15 protein-coding genes and 1 tRNA gene are annotated in these 16,863 nt (G+C 64.0%); 14 read left to right on the plus strand and 2 right to left on the minus strand.

Going from position 1 to position 16,863, the window contains the following annotated elements:
• Nucleotides 1–51: 51 nt before the first annotated feature.
• The 4 genes from ABLE38_RS08135 to ABLE38_RS08150 are packed head-to-tail and all read left to right on the plus strand — an operon-like array spanning nucleotide 52 to nucleotide 3,570.
• Nucleotides 52–1,164, plus strand: a complete 1,113-nt coding sequence (locus tag ABLE38_RS08135) for an ABC transporter permease (protein WP_348973653.1) — start codon at nucleotides 52–54, stop codon at nucleotides 1,162–1,164.
• A complete protein-coding gene (locus tag ABLE38_RS08140) occupies nucleotides 1,161–1,997 on the plus strand; it encodes an ABC transporter ATP-binding protein (protein WP_348973654.1) in 837 nt (278 codons plus the stop codon). The genes ABLE38_RS08135 and ABLE38_RS08140 overlap by 4 nt, the downstream gene beginning before the upstream one ends.
• Nucleotides 1,997–2,962, plus strand: a complete 966-nt coding sequence (locus tag ABLE38_RS08145) for an MlaD family protein (RefSeq protein WP_348973655.1) — start codon at nucleotides 1,997–1,999, stop codon at nucleotides 2,960–2,962. Before ABLE38_RS08140 ends, ABLE38_RS08145 begins: the two co-directional genes overlap by 1 nt.
• A gap of 8 nt (nucleotides 2,963–2,970) precedes the next feature.
• Nucleotides 2,971–3,570: an ABC-type transport auxiliary lipoprotein family protein gene (locus ABLE38_RS08150; RefSeq protein WP_348973656.1), complete on the plus strand. Its 600-nt coding sequence runs from the start codon at nucleotides 2,971–2,973 to the stop codon at nucleotides 3,568–3,570.
• A 142-nt stretch (nucleotides 3,571–3,712) separates the two neighbouring features.
• On the opposite strand, the gene ABLE38_RS08155 is transcribed toward ABLE38_RS08150, so the two are convergent.
• Nucleotides 3,713–4,588, minus strand: coding sequence for a peptidylprolyl isomerase (locus ABLE38_RS08155; RefSeq protein ID WP_348973657.1), 876 nt, complete (start codon nucleotides 4,586–4,588; stop codon nucleotides 3,713–3,715).
• 77 nt (nucleotides 4,589–4,665) lie between these two features.
• Here ABLE38_RS08155 and ABLE38_RS08160 point away from each other — a divergent pair.
• From ABLE38_RS08160 to ABLE38_RS08170, 3 genes are all read left to right on the plus strand, one after another.
• Nucleotides 4,666–4,756, plus strand: a tRNA-Ser gene (locus ABLE38_RS08160).
• A 153-nt stretch (nucleotides 4,757–4,909) separates the two neighbouring features.
• Nucleotides 4,910–6,073: an integrase arm-type DNA-binding domain-containing protein gene (locus ABLE38_RS08165; RefSeq protein ID WP_348973658.1), complete on the plus strand. Its 1,164-nt coding sequence runs from the start codon at nucleotides 4,910–4,912 to the stop codon at nucleotides 6,071–6,073.
• Nucleotides 6,074–6,137: 64 nt separating this feature from the next.
• Nucleotides 6,138–8,111, plus strand: a complete 1,974-nt coding sequence (locus tag ABLE38_RS08170; RefSeq protein WP_348973659.1) for a hypothetical protein — start codon at nucleotides 6,138–6,140, stop codon at nucleotides 8,109–8,111.
• A gap of 15 nt (nucleotides 8,112–8,126) precedes the next feature.
• Here the strand turns inward: ABLE38_RS08170 and ABLE38_RS08175 are convergent, their stop codons facing one another.
• Nucleotides 8,127–8,339: an AlpA family phage regulatory protein gene (locus tag ABLE38_RS08175; RefSeq protein ID WP_348973660.1), complete on the minus strand. Its 213-nt coding sequence runs from the start codon at nucleotides 8,337–8,339 to the stop codon at nucleotides 8,127–8,129.
• A 739-nt stretch (nucleotides 8,340–9,078) separates the two neighbouring features.
• Here ABLE38_RS08175 and ABLE38_RS08180 point away from each other — a divergent pair.
• The 7 genes from ABLE38_RS08180 to ABLE38_RS08210 all read left to right on the plus strand — a co-directional run bounded on the left by ABLE38_RS08180 (nucleotide 9,079) and on the right by ABLE38_RS08210 (nucleotide 16,849).
• Nucleotides 9,079–10,821 (plus strand): ParB N-terminal domain-containing protein, encoded by a 1,743-nt coding sequence (locus ABLE38_RS08180; protein WP_348973661.1) that lies wholly within the window; start codon nucleotides 9,079–9,081, stop codon nucleotides 10,819–10,821.
• A 53-nt stretch (nucleotides 10,822–10,874) separates the two neighbouring features.
• On the plus strand, nucleotides 10,875–11,111 hold the full coding sequence (locus ABLE38_RS08185) for a sigma factor-like helix-turn-helix DNA-binding protein (RefSeq protein WP_348973662.1): 237 nt from the start codon (nucleotides 10,875–10,877) through the stop codon (nucleotides 11,109–11,111).
• Between the two features lie 69 nt (nucleotides 11,112–11,180).
• Entirely contained in the window at nucleotides 11,181–12,104 is a 924-nt protein-coding gene (locus ABLE38_RS08190; protein WP_348973663.1) for a HEPN domain-containing protein, read from the plus strand.
• Between the two features lie 378 nt (nucleotides 12,105–12,482).
• Nucleotides 12,483–13,535, plus strand: coding sequence for an IS110 family transposase (locus ABLE38_RS08195; protein WP_348973664.1), 1,053 nt, complete (start codon nucleotides 12,483–12,485; stop codon nucleotides 13,533–13,535).
• Nucleotides 13,536–13,900: 365 nt separating this feature from the next.
• Nucleotides 13,901–14,500 carry a hypothetical protein gene (locus ABLE38_RS08200; protein ID WP_348973665.1) on the plus strand — a complete coding sequence of 200 codons (600 nt, stop codon included), beginning with the start codon at nucleotides 13,901–13,903 and terminating at the stop codon, nucleotides 14,498–14,500.
• A gap of 18 nt (nucleotides 14,501–14,518) precedes the next feature.
• Complete coding sequence (locus tag ABLE38_RS08205) at nucleotides 14,519–15,412, plus strand: DUF3363 domain-containing protein (protein WP_348973666.1); 894 nt, start codon at nucleotides 14,519–14,521, stop codon at nucleotides 15,410–15,412.
• 36 nt (nucleotides 15,413–15,448) lie between these two features.
• Nucleotides 15,449–16,849 (plus strand): DNA cytosine methyltransferase, encoded by a 1,401-nt coding sequence (locus ABLE38_RS08210; RefSeq protein ID WP_348973667.1) that lies wholly within the window; start codon nucleotides 15,449–15,451, stop codon nucleotides 16,847–16,849.
• Nucleotides 16,850–16,863: the final 14 nt, after the last annotated feature.

The raw sequence follows: 16,863 nt of genomic DNA on the forward strand, positions 1-16,863 counted from the left end.
ACGAGCGGCAGTGCTTGCCGATCCAGCCCGAATCGCGGAAAGGTGCACGCGATGAGCGCCAGGGCGGATTTCGAGAGGGTTGATTCCGATGGCGGCGGCGCGACGCTCCGCTTCACCGGCAATCTCGTGCTCGCCTGCATCGGCGACCTGGCCGACCGGCTCGAGGCGCAGGACGGCGCGGTCGCCCGGATCGATCTTTCGGGGATCGACCGGATCGACACCGTCGGCGCCTGGGTGGTCCACCGCTTCGCGCGCGACAAGGAAGCCACGGTCGAGGGGCTCGAGGGCGACGAGCAGCATCTGTTCGACCAGGTCGTCGCCGCCGAGCATCCGATCGCGCTCCCGCCCGAGCCCGCCTCCGCCTTCGTCCACCTGCTCGGTGAGGTCGGCGATGCGGTATTCACCGCGGCGCACACGCTCTACGGCCTGCTCGGCTTCCTGGGCGCCACGCTGATCGCCTTCTGGAACGTCGCCACGCATCCGCGCCGCTTCCGCTTCAACGCCACCGTCCAGCGCTTCGAGGTCGTCGGCGTCTCGGCGCTGTGGATCATCGGGCTGATGAGCTTCCTGATCGGCATCGTCATCGCCCAGCAGGGCGCGGTGCAACTCCGCCAGTTCGGCGCCGAGGTCTATACGATCAACCTGGTCGGCCGCATCACCTTGCGCGAGCTCGGCGTGCTGATGACCGCGATCATGATCGCCGGCCGCTCGGGCTCGGCCTTCGCCGCGCAGATCGGCACGATGAAGCTCACCGAAGAGATCGACGCGATGCGCACGATCGGCGTCTCGCCGATGGAGGCGCTGGTGCTGCCGCGCACGCTGGCGGTAGTGATGATGATGCCGCTGCTCGGCTTCTATTCGGCGCTGATCGGCATCATCGGCGGCGGCCTGCTCTGCTGGGTGCAGCTCGGCATCCCTCCGGTGACCTTCATCCAGCGCATCCGCGAAGTCGTGCCGCTCAGCGACCTGTGGGTCGGCCTGGTCAAGGCGCCGGTGTTCGGCGCGATCATCGCCATCGCCGGCTGCTTCCAGGGCATGCAGGTCGAGGGCGATGCCGAGCAGGTCGGCCACCGCACCACCACGGCGGTGGTGCAGGGAATCTTCCTGGTGATCGTGCTCGACGCCTTTTTCGCCGTGTTCTTCAGCCAGATCGGGTGGATATGAGCACGCGCCCGCCCCGCGACGATATCGTCATCGCCGTCCGCGGCCTGAAGAACTGCTTCGGCGACCAGGTCGTGCACGAGGGGCTCGACCTCGAGGTGCGCCGCGGCGAGATCCTCGGCGTGGTCGGCGGATCGGGCACCGGCAAGTCGGTGCTGATGCGCTCGATCATCGGCCTGCAGACCCCGGTCGAAGGCGAAGTCGAAGTGTTCGGCGAGAACACGATCGGCCGCGAGGAGACCGAGGCGACGGCGATCCGCAAGCGCTGGGGCATCCTGTTCCAGGGCGGCGCGCTGTTCTCGACGCTCACCGTGTCCGAGAACGTCCAGGTCCCGCTCAAGGAATTCTACCCCCAGCTCGACCAGGCGCTGCTCGACGAGATCGCCGCCTACAAGGTGGTGATGACCGGCCTGCCGCCCGAGGCCGCGCCCAAATACCCCTCCGAGCTTTCGGGCGGCATGAAGAAGCGCGCCGGGCTGGCGCGCGCGCTGGCGCTCGATCCCGAGCTGCTGTTCCTCGACGAGCCCACCGCCGGGCTCGATCCGATCGGCGCGGCGGCGTTCGACGAGCTCACCGCGTCGCTCCAGAAGACGCTCGGGCTCACCGTGTTCCTGATCACCCATGATCTCGACACGCTCTACGCCATCTGCGACCGCGTCGCGGTGCTGGCGGACAAGAAGGTTATCGCAGTCGGAACCATTCCCGAGCTGCTCGCCTTGGATCACCCGTGGATCCAGGAATATTTCAACGGACCGCGCGGACGCGCCGCGGTCGGCAGCGCCAAGGCGCACCAGGTCGCGCAGGCGGCCGAAAACAGGGCTGAGGACAGGGGCTGATGGAAACTCGATCGAATCACGTGCTCGTCGGCACCGTCGTGCTGATCCTGCTCGCCGTGCTTGCCCTGTTCATCGTCTGGCTGGCGCAGCTCTCGGGCGGCAATGAGCGCCAATATGACATCTTCTTCCGCCAGGCGGTCGACGGGCTCAACCCGGGCTCGGCGGTGGCATTCTCCGGCGTGCCCTCGGGCCAGGTGAAGGCGATCGAATTCTGGAAGCCCGATCCCCAGCTGGTGCGCGTGCGCATCACCGTGAAGGAGGAAGTGCCGATCCTCGAAGGCACCACCGCGACGATCCAGAGCAGCTTCACCGGCCCCAGCACCGTGCAGCTCGAAGGCGCGGTGAAGGGCGCCCCGCCGATCAAGTGCCCGCGCGAGCATCCCGAGGCGGCCTGCCCGCTCGGCGTGCCGGTGATCCCGACCAAGCCCGGCGGCCTCGGCGCGATCTTCTCCTCCGCGCCGAAGCTGCTCGAGCGGCTGACGACGCTGACCGAGCGGCTGACCGAGCTGATGAGCGACAAGAACCAGGCCTCGATCGCCGGCATCCTGGCGAACACCAATCGCCTGACCGACGCGCTCGCCGATCGCGGGCCCGAGATCGCCGCGACGCTGGCCGAGACGCGGATCGCGATCCAGAAGTTCGGCGTCGCCACCGAGCAGATCGGCGAGCTCGCCAAGACGACCAACGGCGTCGTCTCCGAGGACATCAAGCCGACCATCGCCAATCTGAACAAGACGATCGCCTCGGCCAAGCGCAGCATGGATGCGCTGGAAGGCGCAGTGAACGATGCGCGGCCGGGCGTGCAGAACTTCTCGAAGAAGACGATGCCCGAGATCGGCCAGCTCATCCAGGATCTGCGCCAGATGGCCCAGTCGCTCTCCTCGGTCGCCGACAAGATCGATCAGGGCGGCGCCGGCGGCCTGGTCGGCGGCACCAAACTCCCCGACTACAAGCCCAAGAAGTGAGGCCCGCGATGAAGAAGCTCGCACTCCTGCTCCTGGCTGGCCCGCTCGCCGCGCCGCTCGGCGGCTGCGTCTCGATCGGCGGCAAGCCGCCCAAGGTGCCGTTCATCACGATCCAGGCGGCCGAGCAGATCAAGCCCGGCGACCTGCAGACCCCCGCCTCGGGATCGACCGTCACCGTCGTCTTCCCCACGGTGCCGCATGAGCTGGCGACGACGCGCGTGCCGGTCCATTCGGGCGCCAACGACGTCTCCTATCTGAAGGACGCCCAGTGGGTGGAGGCGCCGCCGCGCCTGTTCGCCCGGCTGGTCGGCGACACGATCTCGGCGCGCACCGGCCGCCCGGTGTTGAGCTATCGCCAGTCGCAGGTCGATCCGGGCGCGACGCTCTCGGGCGAGCTGCGCAGCTTCGGCATCGACGCGGATACCAACGAGGCCGTGGTCCAGTTCGACGCGCTGCTGGTGAAGGGCAGCGATCCCGCCGCCTTCCAGAAGCGCCGCTTCGAAGCGCGCGTGCCGGTCACCGAAGTGAAGCCGGCCCCGGTGGCGGCGGCGCTCAACCAGGCGGCGAACCAGGTCGCGGTGGAAGTGGCGGACTGGATCGGGAAATAGGCTTCCGGCTCTCCCAATGCGTCACCCCCGCGAAAGCGGGGCCCCATCTCCCGGACTATCCCAGCTCGCTTCGGCTGTAGTGGCCGTACGCGCGCGCGATGGGTCCCCGCTTTCGCGGGGATGACGGTAGCGGATGCGCTGCTTACTGCGCCCGCCGCACCGCCGGCAGCGCGGTGCACACGTCGACGCCGCCCATCGGCACCGTGAAGAACGCCCCGTCCCGGTTCTCGCGCGCCTTGATCCAGGCGGCGAAGCGCGGGTTGTCGGTGCTGCGATATTGGAAATGCGGGCGCTCGTCGGGCGGGAGCTGGCTGGCGAGGCGCACCGAGAGGATCGGCGTCGGCGCCTGATCCTTGGCGTAGACGCCCAGCGCCGCGGTGCCGCGCGGCAGGCTGGAGAGCCACTGCATCCCCTCGACGATCCGGCCGACGATCGCGATGTTGCGGTCGAGCGGGCGCGGGGCGTGGCCGATCACCGTGTAGAGCTCGGCGCCGCTGCCGGTCGACGGCGCCAGGTCGCGCGCGACGCCGACCATCGAGTAGCAGTGCGTCAGCGAGCTGGTCGCGCCGTAATTGGCGAGCGGCCAGCCATCGGCGCTGATCCCGGTCTTCGCGGCATAGCTGTCGGGCTTGGCGAAGCTGAAGCTCTTCACCGCGTCGAAGCCCGGCCATTCATATTCGGCGGGCGGGTTCTCGATCACGCCCGGCGGCAGCGCGGTCTTGTCGTCGCCGCCGCCCCACTGCGTCACGTAATTGTCCTGTACCCGGTAGACGCTGGTGCCGTCCCACCAGCGCGCCTCGGCGAGCTTGCGGATATTGGCGACGTGCGCGGGGGCGTAGCGCGGGGCGAGGCGGATGAAGACCTGGTGCCCGCCTTGCAGCGTCATCACCAGCATCTCGTCATCGGGGATCGCTTTCCAGTCCCCTGGCGCCGCATCGGACGGCAAAGGCGCCGTTTGCTGCGCGATAGCGGGCGAAATGGCGGCAAGCGCGGTGAGCGCGAGGAGTGGCTTAAGCATGCCACAAGACTGACACGCCGACCCCCGCTTGCCTAGGCCCCCGCCACAAGCTAGGGCACGCAACTTCCGGGACATGCGGAGCGGTGGCCGAGTGGTCGAAGGCGCTCGCCTGGAAAGTGAGTATACGCCAAAAGCGTATCGAGGGTTCGAATCCCTCCCGCTCCGCCACTTACGCCCCTTTGGGGCTCGTCAAAACCCTCCTAAAGTGCTATAAAACCTCACGAAATCCGGCGTTCTCCGTCTCATTGGATTTCACTCAATCCTACCACTTCCCACCACAATGTGGTGGGTAAAATGGCGGGTATTTTGGGAGCGAGGGTTATGGGAAAGCTCACCGCGCTTAAGGTACGCTCACTGTCTGAGCCGGGGCGGTATGCCGATGGCGATGGCCTTTTTCTCGATGTCACCGGCAAGGCGGCCGGCAGATGGGTTCTTCGAGTTCAGTCAAATGGGCGGCGAAGGGAAATTGGCCTGGGTTCGCTGAAGAACGTCTCGTTGGCGGATGCACGCGATTCAGCCTTCGCCATGCGCAAGAAGATCGCGCAGGGAATCGACCCGGTCGCGGAGCGAAAGCAGGAACGGCAGACTGTCCCGACCTTCCGTGATGCGGCCAAACTCGTGCACGAGGAGCACGAAAAGGCTTGGAAGAACGGCAAGCACCAGAACCAGTGGCTTGCGACCCTGACCACCTACGCCTTCCCCAAGATCGGGGACCTCCCGGTGGACAAGATCGAGGGTCCCGCGATCCGGGAGGTTCTGATCCCGATCTGGCTTTCCAAACCGGAGACGGCGAGGCGGGTCCGGCAGCGCATCGGCACGGTTCTCGATTGGGCCTGCGCCAAGGGATTTCGCGCCACCGAAGCGCCGATGCGGTCGCTGTCCAAGGGGCTGCCCCGACAGCCCAAGAAGGACGGTCATTTCGCCGCAATGCCCTATGCGGACGTTCCGGAATTCGTGGAGAAGCTTCGCGAACGCGAGTCGGTTGGGCGGCTCGCGTTGGAAGCACTCATCCTGACGGCTGCGCGGTCGGGTGAGATTCGCGGCGCGCTCTGGTCGGAGCTGGATTTGCAGGATGGTCTATGGACGATCCCCGCAGCGCGCATGAAGATGGGGCGGCCTCACATCGTGCCGCTGTCGCCTGAAGCAGTTGCCGTGTTCGAACAGGCGAAGAAGTACAAAGCGGGAGTCGGAGATCTCGTTTTTCCTGGCCAGGACGTGAAGAAGCCGCTCTCCGACATGACCCTGCTCAAGATTCTTCGGGATGGGGAGCTAACCGTTACCGTGCATGGCTTCCGCTCGGCATTTCGGGATTGGGTAGCGGAGCAAACCGATTATTCTGGCGAAGTGGCGGAGGCCGCGCTCGCCCATACGGTCGCGAACAAGGTGGAGGCGGCGTATCGCCGGACCGACTTCCTCGACAAGCGCCGGCTTTTGATGCGCGACTGGGCAGCTTTCTGCAAAAAAGGCACCCGCGTCAGCGAATGAGAGCAGGGAAAACGCGACGGAAATCGTCATCGCCTGAGCACTACCACTGCTCGGGAGCCCTTCTTTGCCGAAGACATCGTCGCGTACTCGTTCTTCCTCCGATCTCATTGCTGACAACGACACCGAAAGGGCATTGCCCAAGAAGCGCGGTCCGAAGCCACGGCCGATCGCTGAATTCCCCGAACCGCTAGCCGCGGACTGGAGCGACCCGGCTACCTTCTCCGATGCGTTTGCGCTTCACCTTGAGCGACATGGTGATAGCTGCTGGCACCTCCACCGTGCGCTGTTGCGTCCCGGGGAGACCTTTGGCCGCAAGACGTTCCAGCAATGGGCCGCTGGTACGAAGCAACCCAACACCATCATGTCGTTCGAAATGCTCGCGCGCGCGGAGCGCCGATATCGGCTGCCAAGCGGGTACTTTCGCGGCAAGTTGGGGCAATCCGGTCGGGCACCGACGCGGCGCGAGCGGGTCGCCACGTCTTCATCCGAGCACCGGCGCTTGGCTTGGCATCTGCCGGACGATTTCGAAGATCGGCCGGCAAATGAGCGAGAAGAGATTCTCGAATGGGTCCGGACCGTAATTATCTCCGGATCGACCGAATATCGGCGATACCAAGCCGAGGCGATGAAGATTCGCTATTCGCTCCGTTTCCCCACCCTCGCGGCATTTGGCGCTCGGGCACTCCCGCGCGCTGATTCGGCGAACCTGCCGCTCTCGGGAGAACCGCTTCTCGCGCCGCCGACGTTGGTTCGTGAACTCGGCGAACTCATCCAGTTCAAAACCGCGACCCTGACCCAGATTGGCGTGAAGCGGAGCGGTGTTTGGAACGAGGAATCCGTTACCCAGAAGGTCGAGCATCTCGGCCTGATGTTCGGCGCGCTTGTGGCAGACCCGGACTCGCCGGTGAACGGCCTCGGTGTTCCCCGCGATCGGCTGGCTATGGCTTTGCTAGCCGTCCCTGCGGTGTGGGACTGGTACCTCCGTTGGCGGGAGAGCCGGCGCGGCTTCTACACCGCATGGGAGGTCAACATGCTCGAGTTGAGCACCGCGCTGACGCGGCGCGACACGGGCTGGCTGCGCCAGAACCCGCAGCTAGCGCTTCGCCTCCAGCCAATCGCTGGCCTCGTGGAGGCGGCTGACATCGACCGCGCGCGAAGCGATTGGGATGGGCTGTGCGATGCTTCGCACGCGCATACGCTGACGCGGACCAAGGAGATCAGCCGGATCGCCCGGGTCCACCGCGATCCGTTCGAACCGATCTTGCCGATCCTGGAGGACGAGAGCCCGGTCGGCGCCTATCGCAAGATCACCGCCGAGATCCTCCGCTGGATGCCCGACATGCACCGTTATCCTCGCGCCGCCGCAGAGACAGTGCGCGGCTTTTTAATGCTGCGCCTGGGCCTTCATCTCGGAGTGCGTCAGAAGAATCTGCGTCAGTTGCTGGTCTGTCCGCGCGGCACGCCCCATCGCACCGAACGCCAGTTGGAGAACCTACGCAGGGGCGAACTGCACTGGAACGCGCGCGACCAGGGCTGGGAGGTGCTGATACCCTCGATCGCGTTCAAGAACGCGAACTCCTCCTTTTTCGGGAAGCGCCCGTTCCGGTTGTTGCTGCCCGACTTCGACGGGCTCTACGGGCATATTGAAGCCTATCTCGCCAGACACCGGCCGCTGCTGCTGAACGGCGCCGTCGATCCCGGCACCTTCTTCGTCAAGACCGTCAAGCGGACCAGCTCCGACGCCTCGTACAACCAGACGACCTTTTATGAGGCGTGGCGGCTGGTGATCCAGCGATACGGCATCCACAATCCCTATACGGGCCGCGGCGCGATCAAGGGATTGCTACCGCACGGGCCCCACAATGTCCGCGATGTGCTGGCCACCCATATCCTCAAACGCACCGGCTCCTACGAGCAGGCCAGCTACGCCATTCAGGATACGCCGGAGATGGTGGCCAAACATTACGGCCGATTTCTTCCGCAAGATAAGGCGGCGCTCGCCGCGCATATCCTCAACCAGGTGTGGGAAAGCGCATAGGTGGGAGGCCCTGGGTCAGCCGTCCTGTTCGCTCGCTTCATAAAACATCGGGTTGCGTAGCCACGCGTTGACGGCGGACTCACGCCAGCCGGCGCAGCGGGTGCTGATCTGGACGTTCTTCGGGAACGTGCCGTTCTGCATCTTCCGGTACATGGTCGACCGGCTGAGACCGGTGCGCTGGAGGACGGTCTTGATCCGGAGAATGCTGTCGGGGGTATCGGTATGCATTGCTATCACCTTGCATCTAGTGCGGCTCAGTGGTGCTCCCTTGGCTAAAGCTGAGCGTGGTGCGGATCGGGCACAAGTGCCCCTCTGGTGTCAGGAAGGGACCAGGATACGTCAGCGCGCACAAACGTAGATTAGCGTAGGTCTTTGGAATCGGGGGGATCGTGTCAGGGCGTCTCACGCTCCGCGTGACCGCGCTCTACGCCGCGAATCGCGGCGCCGAGTCGTCTTCGCGTCTCGGCCCATCCGGGTCGCGATCGCTGACGTGACGGCTGCGCCGGTGAATGGGACGCGATTTCCAAGGAGCGTGCGCTGGCGGACTGCTGCGCAGCCACCAGGGTCCGCAGCGCTTTCGCTTTCCGCGTGACACACTCGATCAGGCCGGAAGGCGCGGCGGCGGCTGGCCCCCAGGCCCGCGCGCACGCCGCCGCGACGGCCGGCCGGATTCGAGAGTGCTGCTTTGCAAGGCTCCTTCGGAGCCCGAGCGCTTGCGCGCCGATTGGCTGCGGACGCCGCGCTTTGCGCGGCGGCGTTTGGCCTCCGGCTTTCGAACTGGCGGGGGTGGGCGTCGCTACCCTCTAGTCCCGCCGCGGTGGGCTGCAACCCGAGGCAAGCCTCGGGTGCGGCACTGCGTTGGCCCCTGCGGGTGCACCCCGCCTCTGCCTGCGGGACTGCCGGTCCGCTCCTGCCGCCCACCCCCGCCATTCCGGCGCCGGTTGCGGTGGTTTGAGGAGTAAGGACAATGGAACTCAGGCATATCGCTATCGCCAATCTCTGCGTCTCGGCCACGAACATGCGGGCCAAGGGCAAGGCGGACCTGTCACACATCCTGCCGTCGATACGGGCGCGGGGCGTGCTGGTCCCGCTGATCGTGCGGCCCTCGGAGAGCGAGGACCGGTTCGAGATCGTGGCGGGCAAGCGGCGCTATCATGCGGCTCTGGCGGTCGCGGACGAGAGCGGCGAGGACGAACCCCTGCCCTGCGCGATCATGGCGGCGGGCGATGATGCGGCGGCGCTGGAAGCCTCGCTGATCGAGAATGTCGCGCGGCTGGACCCCGATGAGGTCAATCTGTGGGAGAGCTTCACGCGGCTGGTCCGCGAGGGGCGGTCACCCGAGGACATCGCGCTGACCTTCGGGCTGACCGAGCTTCAGGTGAAACGGACGCTGGCGCTGGGCAATCTGCTTCCGCGCATCCGAGGGCTCTATCGCAAGGGCGACATCGACGCAGCGACGGTGCGGCATCTGACCCTCGCGTCCAAGGCGCGGCAGCGCGACTGGCTGGCGTTACTGGACGATCCCGAAGCGTATTGCCCAACCGGCCATCAGCTCAAGGCGTGGCTGTTCGGTGGTGCGTCGATTCCGGTCAGCGCGGCGCTGTTCGATATGGTTGGCTATGACGGTGAGATCATATCCGACCTGTTCGGCGAGGAGCGCTATTTCGCGGACACGACCAGCTTCTGGGCGGCGCAAACCGTCGCCATCGAAGCTAAGGCGGAGGGATATCGCGAGGCGGGATGGTCCGAGGTGGTGGTGCTCCCGACCGGCGACACCTTCCATGGCTGGGAGCATGAGCGGTGCCCCAAGCGCAAGGGCGGCAAGGTGTTCATCAGCGTCGGTGCGCGCGGCGACGTTACCGTGCATGAGGGCTATGTCTCGCTCAAGGAGGCGCGTCGGCGTGCGAAGGGCGAGGCCAGCCAGGTCGACAAGCCGGTCCGGCCCGAGATCAGTGCCCCGATCCAGAACTATGTAGATCTGCACCGGCACGCGGCGGTGCGTGCGGACCTTGCCGGGCAGCCGTCGCTCGCGCTGCGGGTGATGGTCGCCCATGCCATTGCCGGTTCGCCGCTCTGGAATGTCCGGGTCGAGGCGCAGAAGGCGCATAGCGATGCCATCGCCGAGAGCGTGGAAAGCTGTGCCGCAGAAGCTGCGTTCGACGAGAAGCGGCGCGCGGTACTGGCGCTGCTCGACTTCGATCCCGACACCCCGACCGTCACGCGCGGCTATGGCGGGGAGCATGGCTTGGCGGGGTTGCTGGTCCGGCTGATCGAACTACCCGATGTGCAAGTGCTCGACATACTCGCCATCGTCATGGCCGAGACACTCGAAGCAGGGAGCGCCTTGATCGAGGTGCTGGGGCCGATGCTCGGCACCGACATGGCCAAGGTCTGGCAGGCCGACGACGCGCTGCTCGACCTTATCAAGGACCGCGAGGTGCTTGGTGCGGTGCTGGCCGATGTGGCGGGGACCGATGTCGCCGCTGCCAACGAGGCCGCGACCGGCAAGGTCAAGCGCGGAATCGTGCGCGATTGCCTGACCGGCGAGAACGGGCGCGCGAAAGTCATGGGCTGGGTGCCGAAGTGGATGGCTTTTCCACCTGCCGCCTACACCGAGCGCGGTGGTGTCTGTTCCGTCAGCCGCGCCGCCAAGATCGCTGGCCTCTCCGCCCCTCGGCCCGAGCCGCAGCCGATGCTGCAAGCCGCCTGAGCCTGATCCAGCGGCCACCGTGCCGCCGGATTTCTCCAATGTCGGAGGCCATCATGACCGACGAACCTGATCCCATCACCCTGAAGCGGCTCGAGCGGGCGGTCCGCAGGCTGCCCCGGATGCAGCGCGAAATCTTCCTCGCCGCCCGGCTCGACGACATGGACTATTTCGAAATTGCCGAGCGTACCGGACTCTCCGTTCGGGAGGTGGAGCGGGAGCTAGCGCAAGCCCTTGCCAGCATCGACCGCCGGATGAGCAGACCACCGAAGCAATGGTGGTGGCGTCGTTGAAACCTGCCCGCCGGGCCTGGGCCCGGCGGAGTTTTGCGCTTCCCGCAACGCCGGTTAGGAGTGCGTTCTATGAAGACCGATCTTGATCATCTTCCGCCTGCCAAGCAGCGCGAGCTGGAGCGCGTCGTCCAGATCCTGTTCGAGGAGTTCGGCGACGCAATCGCCATCGCGACCTCGGACTGGAAGAAGAACGCGCGCATCCTCAAGGTCATCCTCTACGGCAGTTATGCGCGTGGCGGCTGGGTCGATGAGCCCCACACCGCCAAGGGCTACCAGTCGGATTTCGACCTGCTGATCATCGTCAACAACGAGAGGCTGACCGACCGTATCGAGTTCTGGTCGACCGCAGAGGATCGGCTTAACCGCGAATTGGCAATCACCAAGACGCTGCGCACGCCGGTCAATTTCATTGTGCATACGTTCCACGAAGTGAACGACGGGCTCGCGCATGGGCGCTATTTCTTCATGGACATCGCGCGGGACGGCATCGCGCTATACCAGAGCGAGGATACCGAATTCCACGAGCCCAAGCCGAAGACGCCGGAGCAGGCGCTGGCGATGGCGCGGGAGTATTTTGACGAGTGGTTTCCTAGCGCGAGCGTGTTTCTCGACACGGCCAACGGACTGGTTGAGAAGGGGCGGACGAAAGAAGCGGCCTTCATCATGCATCAAGCCGCTGAACGCCTCTATCATTGCATCCTGCTCGTCTGCACCTTCTACACTCCGCACGTCCACAATCTCGGCTTTCTGCGTACCCAAGCTGAGCGGATCGACCCGCGCTTGATCGACGCGTGGCCGCGCGACAATCGCACCGACCGGTCGCGCTTCGAGAAACTCAAGGGCGCTTATGTGAAGGCTCGATATTCGAAGCACTTCCGTATTAGCGAAGAGGAGCTTGCTTGGCTAAGCGAACGCGTCGAGGCGCTTGGTCAAGCCGTACAGGTTGTCTGCGAGGAGCGCATCGCTACGCTGCAGCACAGTGTGGCCGCTTGACGCACTTGCTGCAGAGAAAATTCTCCTGCCGGACCAGTCGGCGTTAGTTCGGCTTTGGAGCAGAATCCACTCGCTCCTCATGCTCGCCGTTTCTAAACCTCGACGAGTCGAGATGGGTTGCCCGGGTGGCCGATCCAATGTCCAAGCGAACGCTAAACAATCGACGGCTGACTCCCAATCAGCTTTCTCATCGCCCGGGCAGCATATGCGACGAGCGCTTTCTCCATTGCGACCGATGAGACGAGCTGGCCTTCAATCTGGCGGCGGTCCTTGCAAAGATGCAGATCGGGACTCGGACTTCGTAACCTCTCTCAGGGGCGACACGACCTCGACCTAAGTTTGAAGCTCAGTCTCCCTGCACGCGCGCTGGAGAAATGAATGCTCCAAAATCAGTACTGGGTCGGACTCGACATCGGCGAGGCGATGACAGCAATTTGCGTGACCGACGATGCGGGCGCAGTCGTTCTCGAAAATGCGTGTGAATCGACCCTCCGAGCTGTGGACGCTGTTCTAGATCGGTTTCCAAAGGACCAGATCGGCCTTGTCGGTCTTGAGTCGGGCATCGGCTCGAACCTGACCCGGAAATTGAAAAATCTCGGGTATCCAGTTGGTGCATTTGAAGCGCGCAAGGCGAGCAAGTTTCTAGCGATTCGCCGAAACAAAACCGATCCTGGTGACGCTGCTGGTCTCGCGCAACTCGCGCGACTAGGCCGGGCTACCGTGAGCCAAGTTCATACGAAGACACTCGAGACCCAACTGCTACAGTCGAAACTTTCGATGCGGCGATTGTTGATCAAGCTTCGGCTGTCATTGGAATCGAGCGTGAGGTCGCGGGTCAGGAGTTATGGCGCATACGTCAAATTCGCTCGAAAGCCGGTCGACCTTCGGCAGGCAATCCACGATGCCAATCTGCAGATTCTAGCGGACGACGGCATCGATATTGCAGCGGAGATTTGTCCGCTGATCGACCTCTGGGAAGCTGTCCGAGCTTATCTGAAGCAGCTCGATAAAGCACTTTTGCTAGAAGCGAAAGCTCATCCGATCTGCAAGAACTTGATGTCGGTTCCGGGTGTAGGTCCGATCTGCGCGCTGTCATTCTACTCCGCCGTAGAGGATCCGTCGCGCTTCAGGCGGGCGTCCGAGGTCGCGAGTTACCTCGGTCTGACACCGCGAATTTATCAATCCGGCAAGGCTTTTAGTACCCGTGGCATCAGTAAGATGGGTAACAAAATGACCCGCTCGAGCTTGGTAACGGCAGCAACTGTTATGTTGTGTGTTAGCAAAAAGGAGAGCGCGTTAAGGACATGGGGCCTGTCGCTCGTCGAACGAATCGGTCGACGACGGGCAGCGGTAGCTGTGGCTAGAAAGCTGTCGGTCGTGATGCTCTCAATGTGGCGATCTGGTTCGGAATTTCGAGCCAATACGCCATAAACTGGGCTTAGCTTCCGGCTGGGAGGGGCAGGCTTGGACTTCGAAAATGGGGGAAGGACTCCATCGAGATCCTTCGCGATAGCGTGAAGCCAAGCCTTAGTCCCACCTCGCAGTTCAACGATTTGCGTTGTCCCAAATCCCGTTGCCAATGCGACAACTCGGCCCCCTCCCGCTCGCAAACTTTTACCGCGCGGCCCCTATCGGATCTAAGTGGGCGAGGGTTTGTGTCGTGTCAAAAAGTCCCGGAAATGGAAGAAGTGAGATGCAAGATAAAGGCAGTGTCTCGCGACCCTGCTTAAGTGATTGTCTGCACATCCTTTTCTTACGAGACAGGCGCTGCGCGCTGCGAGACAATGCGCTCAGGAATGGCGGAAATCCGCCATTTTCGCCGCCAGATCGCGAGACTCCGGGGGCAGCGCGGTGAAGGACGACGACTTACCCCCAGGGTCGGGGCGTGGCCGCAACAAGGACGGCAAGCGGGCCGTCAATATGGCGGGCGCGTCCTCGCCGCGGCGCGGCTGGCGGGAAACAAGACCGGCGTCGTCGGGCGCCGTTTCGACGGCAGCCGCATCGGGCGGGGCGCGAGCATGGGCCGGTTGCTTTCCAGCCGCGACCGTCTCGCCGGATTCCACAGCCGGCGCGCCATCGTCAAGACGCGGTTGGTCCGGCTTGCTGGCAAGGGTGCCGGCGCGGCCCGTGCGCACCTGCGCTATATCCAGCGCGACGGGGTCACGCGCGAGGGCAATCCCGGCGAGTTGTACGGCCCGGAGACCGATACCGCCGACGGAAAGGCGTTCCTCGAAAAGTCTGCCGGCGACCGGCATCAGTTCCGCTTCATCGTCTCGGCCGAGGACGGCGCCGAATATTCCGACCTGAAACCCTACATCCGGCGGCTGATGGCGCAGGCCGAACAGGATCTCGCCACCAAGCTCGATCGGGTCGCCGTCGACCACTTCAACACCTAGCGTCCGCACACCCATATCATGCTGCGCGGCGTCGATGACCGTGGCGAGAATCTCGTCATCGCCCACGAATACATCGCGCATGGCTTTCGCGAGCGTGCGGCCGAGCTTGCGACGCTCGACCTGGGGCCTCGCACCGACCGCGAGATCGAGGCGCGGCTACGCCACGATGTCGACCAGGAGCGGCTGACCGCGATCGACTGGCGCCTGCTGTATCGGATGAATGACGACCGCGTGATGTCGCCCGCCGATAACGACCCGTTCAAGCAAGCGGTCGCGACCGGCCGATTGCGCAAGCTCGCGGCGATGGGCTTGGCCGAGCCGATCGGCGAAGGCCGTCATCGCCTGGCCGATGGGCTGGAAGACACGCTGCGCCGTATGGGCGAGCGCGGCGATATCATCCGCACCATGCAGCGCGAGTTGACCGCGCGCCGGATCGATCGCGCCGGTGCCGACCACGTAATCGACGCGCAACCGCGCGAACCGATCGTCGGGCGGGTGATCCATCGGGGCCTTTCCGACGGCCTTCGCGACCGACACTTCATGATGATCGACGGCGTCGATGGCCGGGTCCACTATGTCGATAACGGCCGGGGCGAGGCGACGCAGCTAGAGGGCTCGTGGTCATTAGAGTTCAGCCTATCCGTGGCCTGCCCAACCTTTTGCTCTCGCCGCAAGCGAGGCGGCGGCATAAAGCGCCGGCAATTGTTGGTGCCATTTGGTGCGTTTTGGTGTATAACTGTGCTGATTAGCACGGGACGCGATTTGGTATGCAGGGTGAGGATGCGCGATTTACAGTCACCGTCGATCGTCAGATTTACGAGGCGCTGCTCAATGTCACGGATCGCCGGCGGCCACGTCTCACCAAGCGCTACGTCGTCGAATTGGCGCTCTCGCGACTGCTCGAACAGGTGAATCGCGGTCAGCTTGAATTGGGCTTGGAAACGAACAATGGTCGACGGAAGTGATGTGACAGACCTTCCTGTAATCTCACTATTTTCGGGCGCGATGGGCCTAGATTTAGGCCTTGAACGCGCGGGTTTCCGGATCGCGGTAGCGTTGGAATGCAATCCTTATGCGGTTGCTACCATTCGCGCCAACCGTCCCAACTTGCCGCTCATAGATCGGCCTATTGAAGAGGTCACGACCCAGGAAATTCTCGATGCTGCGGGTTTACGTGCCGGCGATCCAGTTGTCGTCGCCGGCGGACCGAGTTGTCAGGTATTCAGTACCGCCGGCGCGCGCAAATCTTTGGGCGATCCGCGTGGCGGATTGTTCGAGCATTTCGTCCGTGTTGTTCACGAGAGCCAACCACGGTTTTTCGTGATGGAAAACGTTCGTGGCCTGCTCTCCGCCGCGGCTCGGCATCGCCCCCTAAATCAACGAGGACCGGGCCATCCTCCGCTTCAACCGGACGAAGAATTGGGTTCGGCCTTGCAGGTCGTGGCCGCTCATCTGCGCGAGCTTGGCTATTATACGATCTTTGATGTGTTGAACTCGGCAGACTTTGGAACGCCACAGACGCGGCAACGCTTGCTTTTCCTGGGCAGTCGCGATGGCGAGGCGATGCGCATGCCTATGCCAACGCACGCACGTAGCGGAGGCGACAAAATTCAGTGGCGGACGCTCCGCGATGCCGCAGGCGATCTTCATGATGCAGCGCCTGAATTCTATACCTTCTGCCCCGCGAAGGAGAAGTATCTTAAGCTTGTCCCGGAAGGTGGAAACTGGCGCGATTTGCCCGAAAATGTCCGCAAGGAAGCATTGGGTCGTGCCTATGATTCCTGGGGTGGGCGTTCCGGCTTCTTTCGGCGCTTATCCTGGGATCGCCCCAGCCCAGCGCTGACTACGCGACCTGACAGCAAGGCCACCAGCCTATGCCATCCGACCGAATTGCGGCCGCTCAGCGTGCGCGAATATGCTCGGGTGCAGGAGTTCCCGGACGATTGGATTTTCTCGGGCCCCGTGCGCAAGAAATATGAGCAGGTCGGCAACGCTGTGCCGCTTGGGCTGGGCGAGGCCGCCGGACGGGCGATCCAATCAGTGATGGCGACACAGTCGATCACCGATCGCCGTGGCCAGGTTGAATGTTTCAATCTCGATCTGCTAAGCAAGCTGGCGAAACGCCCCAAGACAATCGTCAATCCGCCGCGGATGCGCAGTGACACCGAAACCGACACCATCTCGGACTGGTACAACGGGCCGGGCCGAATGCGACGCGATCCGATCGACTATGCCGCACCGGAGATCGCGGAAGAATTGCGTCGACGCATGAACCTGCCAGCGACGGAGGTACCAGAAGGGGATAATGCCGACGACACCGCTGAAGATACCCTAATTGCCGCCGAGTAAGCGTCGCTATGCAT

The organism is Sphingomonas sp. KR3-1, from assembly GCF_040049295.1.
In the GTDB taxonomy this organism is placed as follows: Bacteria; Pseudomonadota; Alphaproteobacteria; order Sphingomonadales; family Sphingomonadaceae; genus Sphingomonas.

What these genes read in the sequence shown, in the direction of transcription:
- ABLE38_RS08195 (WP_348973664.1), top strand. Translation starts at nt 12,483, where the DNA reads ATGCTCCAAAATCAGTACTGGGTCGGACTCGACATCGGCGAGGCGATG.
- ABLE38_RS08145 (WP_348973655.1), top strand. Translation starts at nt 1,997, where the DNA reads ATGGAAACTCGATCGAATCACGTGCTCGTCGGCACCGTCGTGCTGATC.
- ABLE38_RS08140 (WP_348973654.1), top strand. Translation starts at nt 1,161, where the DNA reads ATGAGCACGCGCCCGCCCCGCGACGATATCGTCATCGCCGTCCGCGGC.
- ABLE38_RS08180 (WP_348973661.1), top strand. Translation starts at nt 9,079, where the DNA reads ATGGAACTCAGGCATATCGCTATCGCCAATCTCTGCGTCTCGGCCACG.
- ABLE38_RS08190 (WP_348973663.1), top strand. Translation starts at nt 11,181, where the DNA reads ATGAAGACCGATCTTGATCATCTTCCGCCTGCCAAGCAGCGCGAGCTG.
- ABLE38_RS08155 (WP_348973657.1), bottom strand. Translation starts at nt 4,588, where the DNA reads ATGCTTAAGCCACTCCTCGCGCTCACCGCGCTTGCCGCCATTTCGCCC.
- ABLE38_RS08150 (WP_348973656.1), top strand. Translation starts at nt 2,971, where the DNA reads ATGAAGAAGCTCGCACTCCTGCTCCTGGCTGGCCCGCTCGCCGCGCCG.
- ABLE38_RS08185 (WP_348973662.1), top strand. Translation starts at nt 10,875, where the DNA reads ATGACCGACGAACCTGATCCCATCACCCTGAAGCGGCTCGAGCGGGCG.
- ABLE38_RS08210 (WP_348973667.1), top strand. Translation starts at nt 15,449, where the DNA reads ATGGTCGACGGAAGTGATGTGACAGACCTTCCTGTAATCTCACTATTT.
- ABLE38_RS08165 (WP_348973658.1), top strand. Translation starts at nt 4,910, where the DNA reads ATGGGAAAGCTCACCGCGCTTAAGGTACGCTCACTGTCTGAGCCGGGG.
- ABLE38_RS08200 (WP_348973665.1), top strand. Translation starts at nt 13,901, where the DNA reads ATGGCGGAAATCCGCCATTTTCGCCGCCAGATCGCGAGACTCCGGGGG.
- ABLE38_RS08205 (WP_348973666.1), top strand. Translation starts at nt 14,519, where the DNA reads ATGCTGCGCGGCGTCGATGACCGTGGCGAGAATCTCGTCATCGCCCAC.
- ABLE38_RS08135 (WP_348973653.1), top strand. Translation starts at nt 52, where the DNA reads ATGAGCGCCAGGGCGGATTTCGAGAGGGTTGATTCCGATGGCGGCGGC.
- ABLE38_RS08175 (WP_348973660.1), bottom strand. Translation starts at nt 8,339, where the DNA reads ATGCATACCGATACCCCCGACAGCATTCTCCGGATCAAGACCGTCCTC.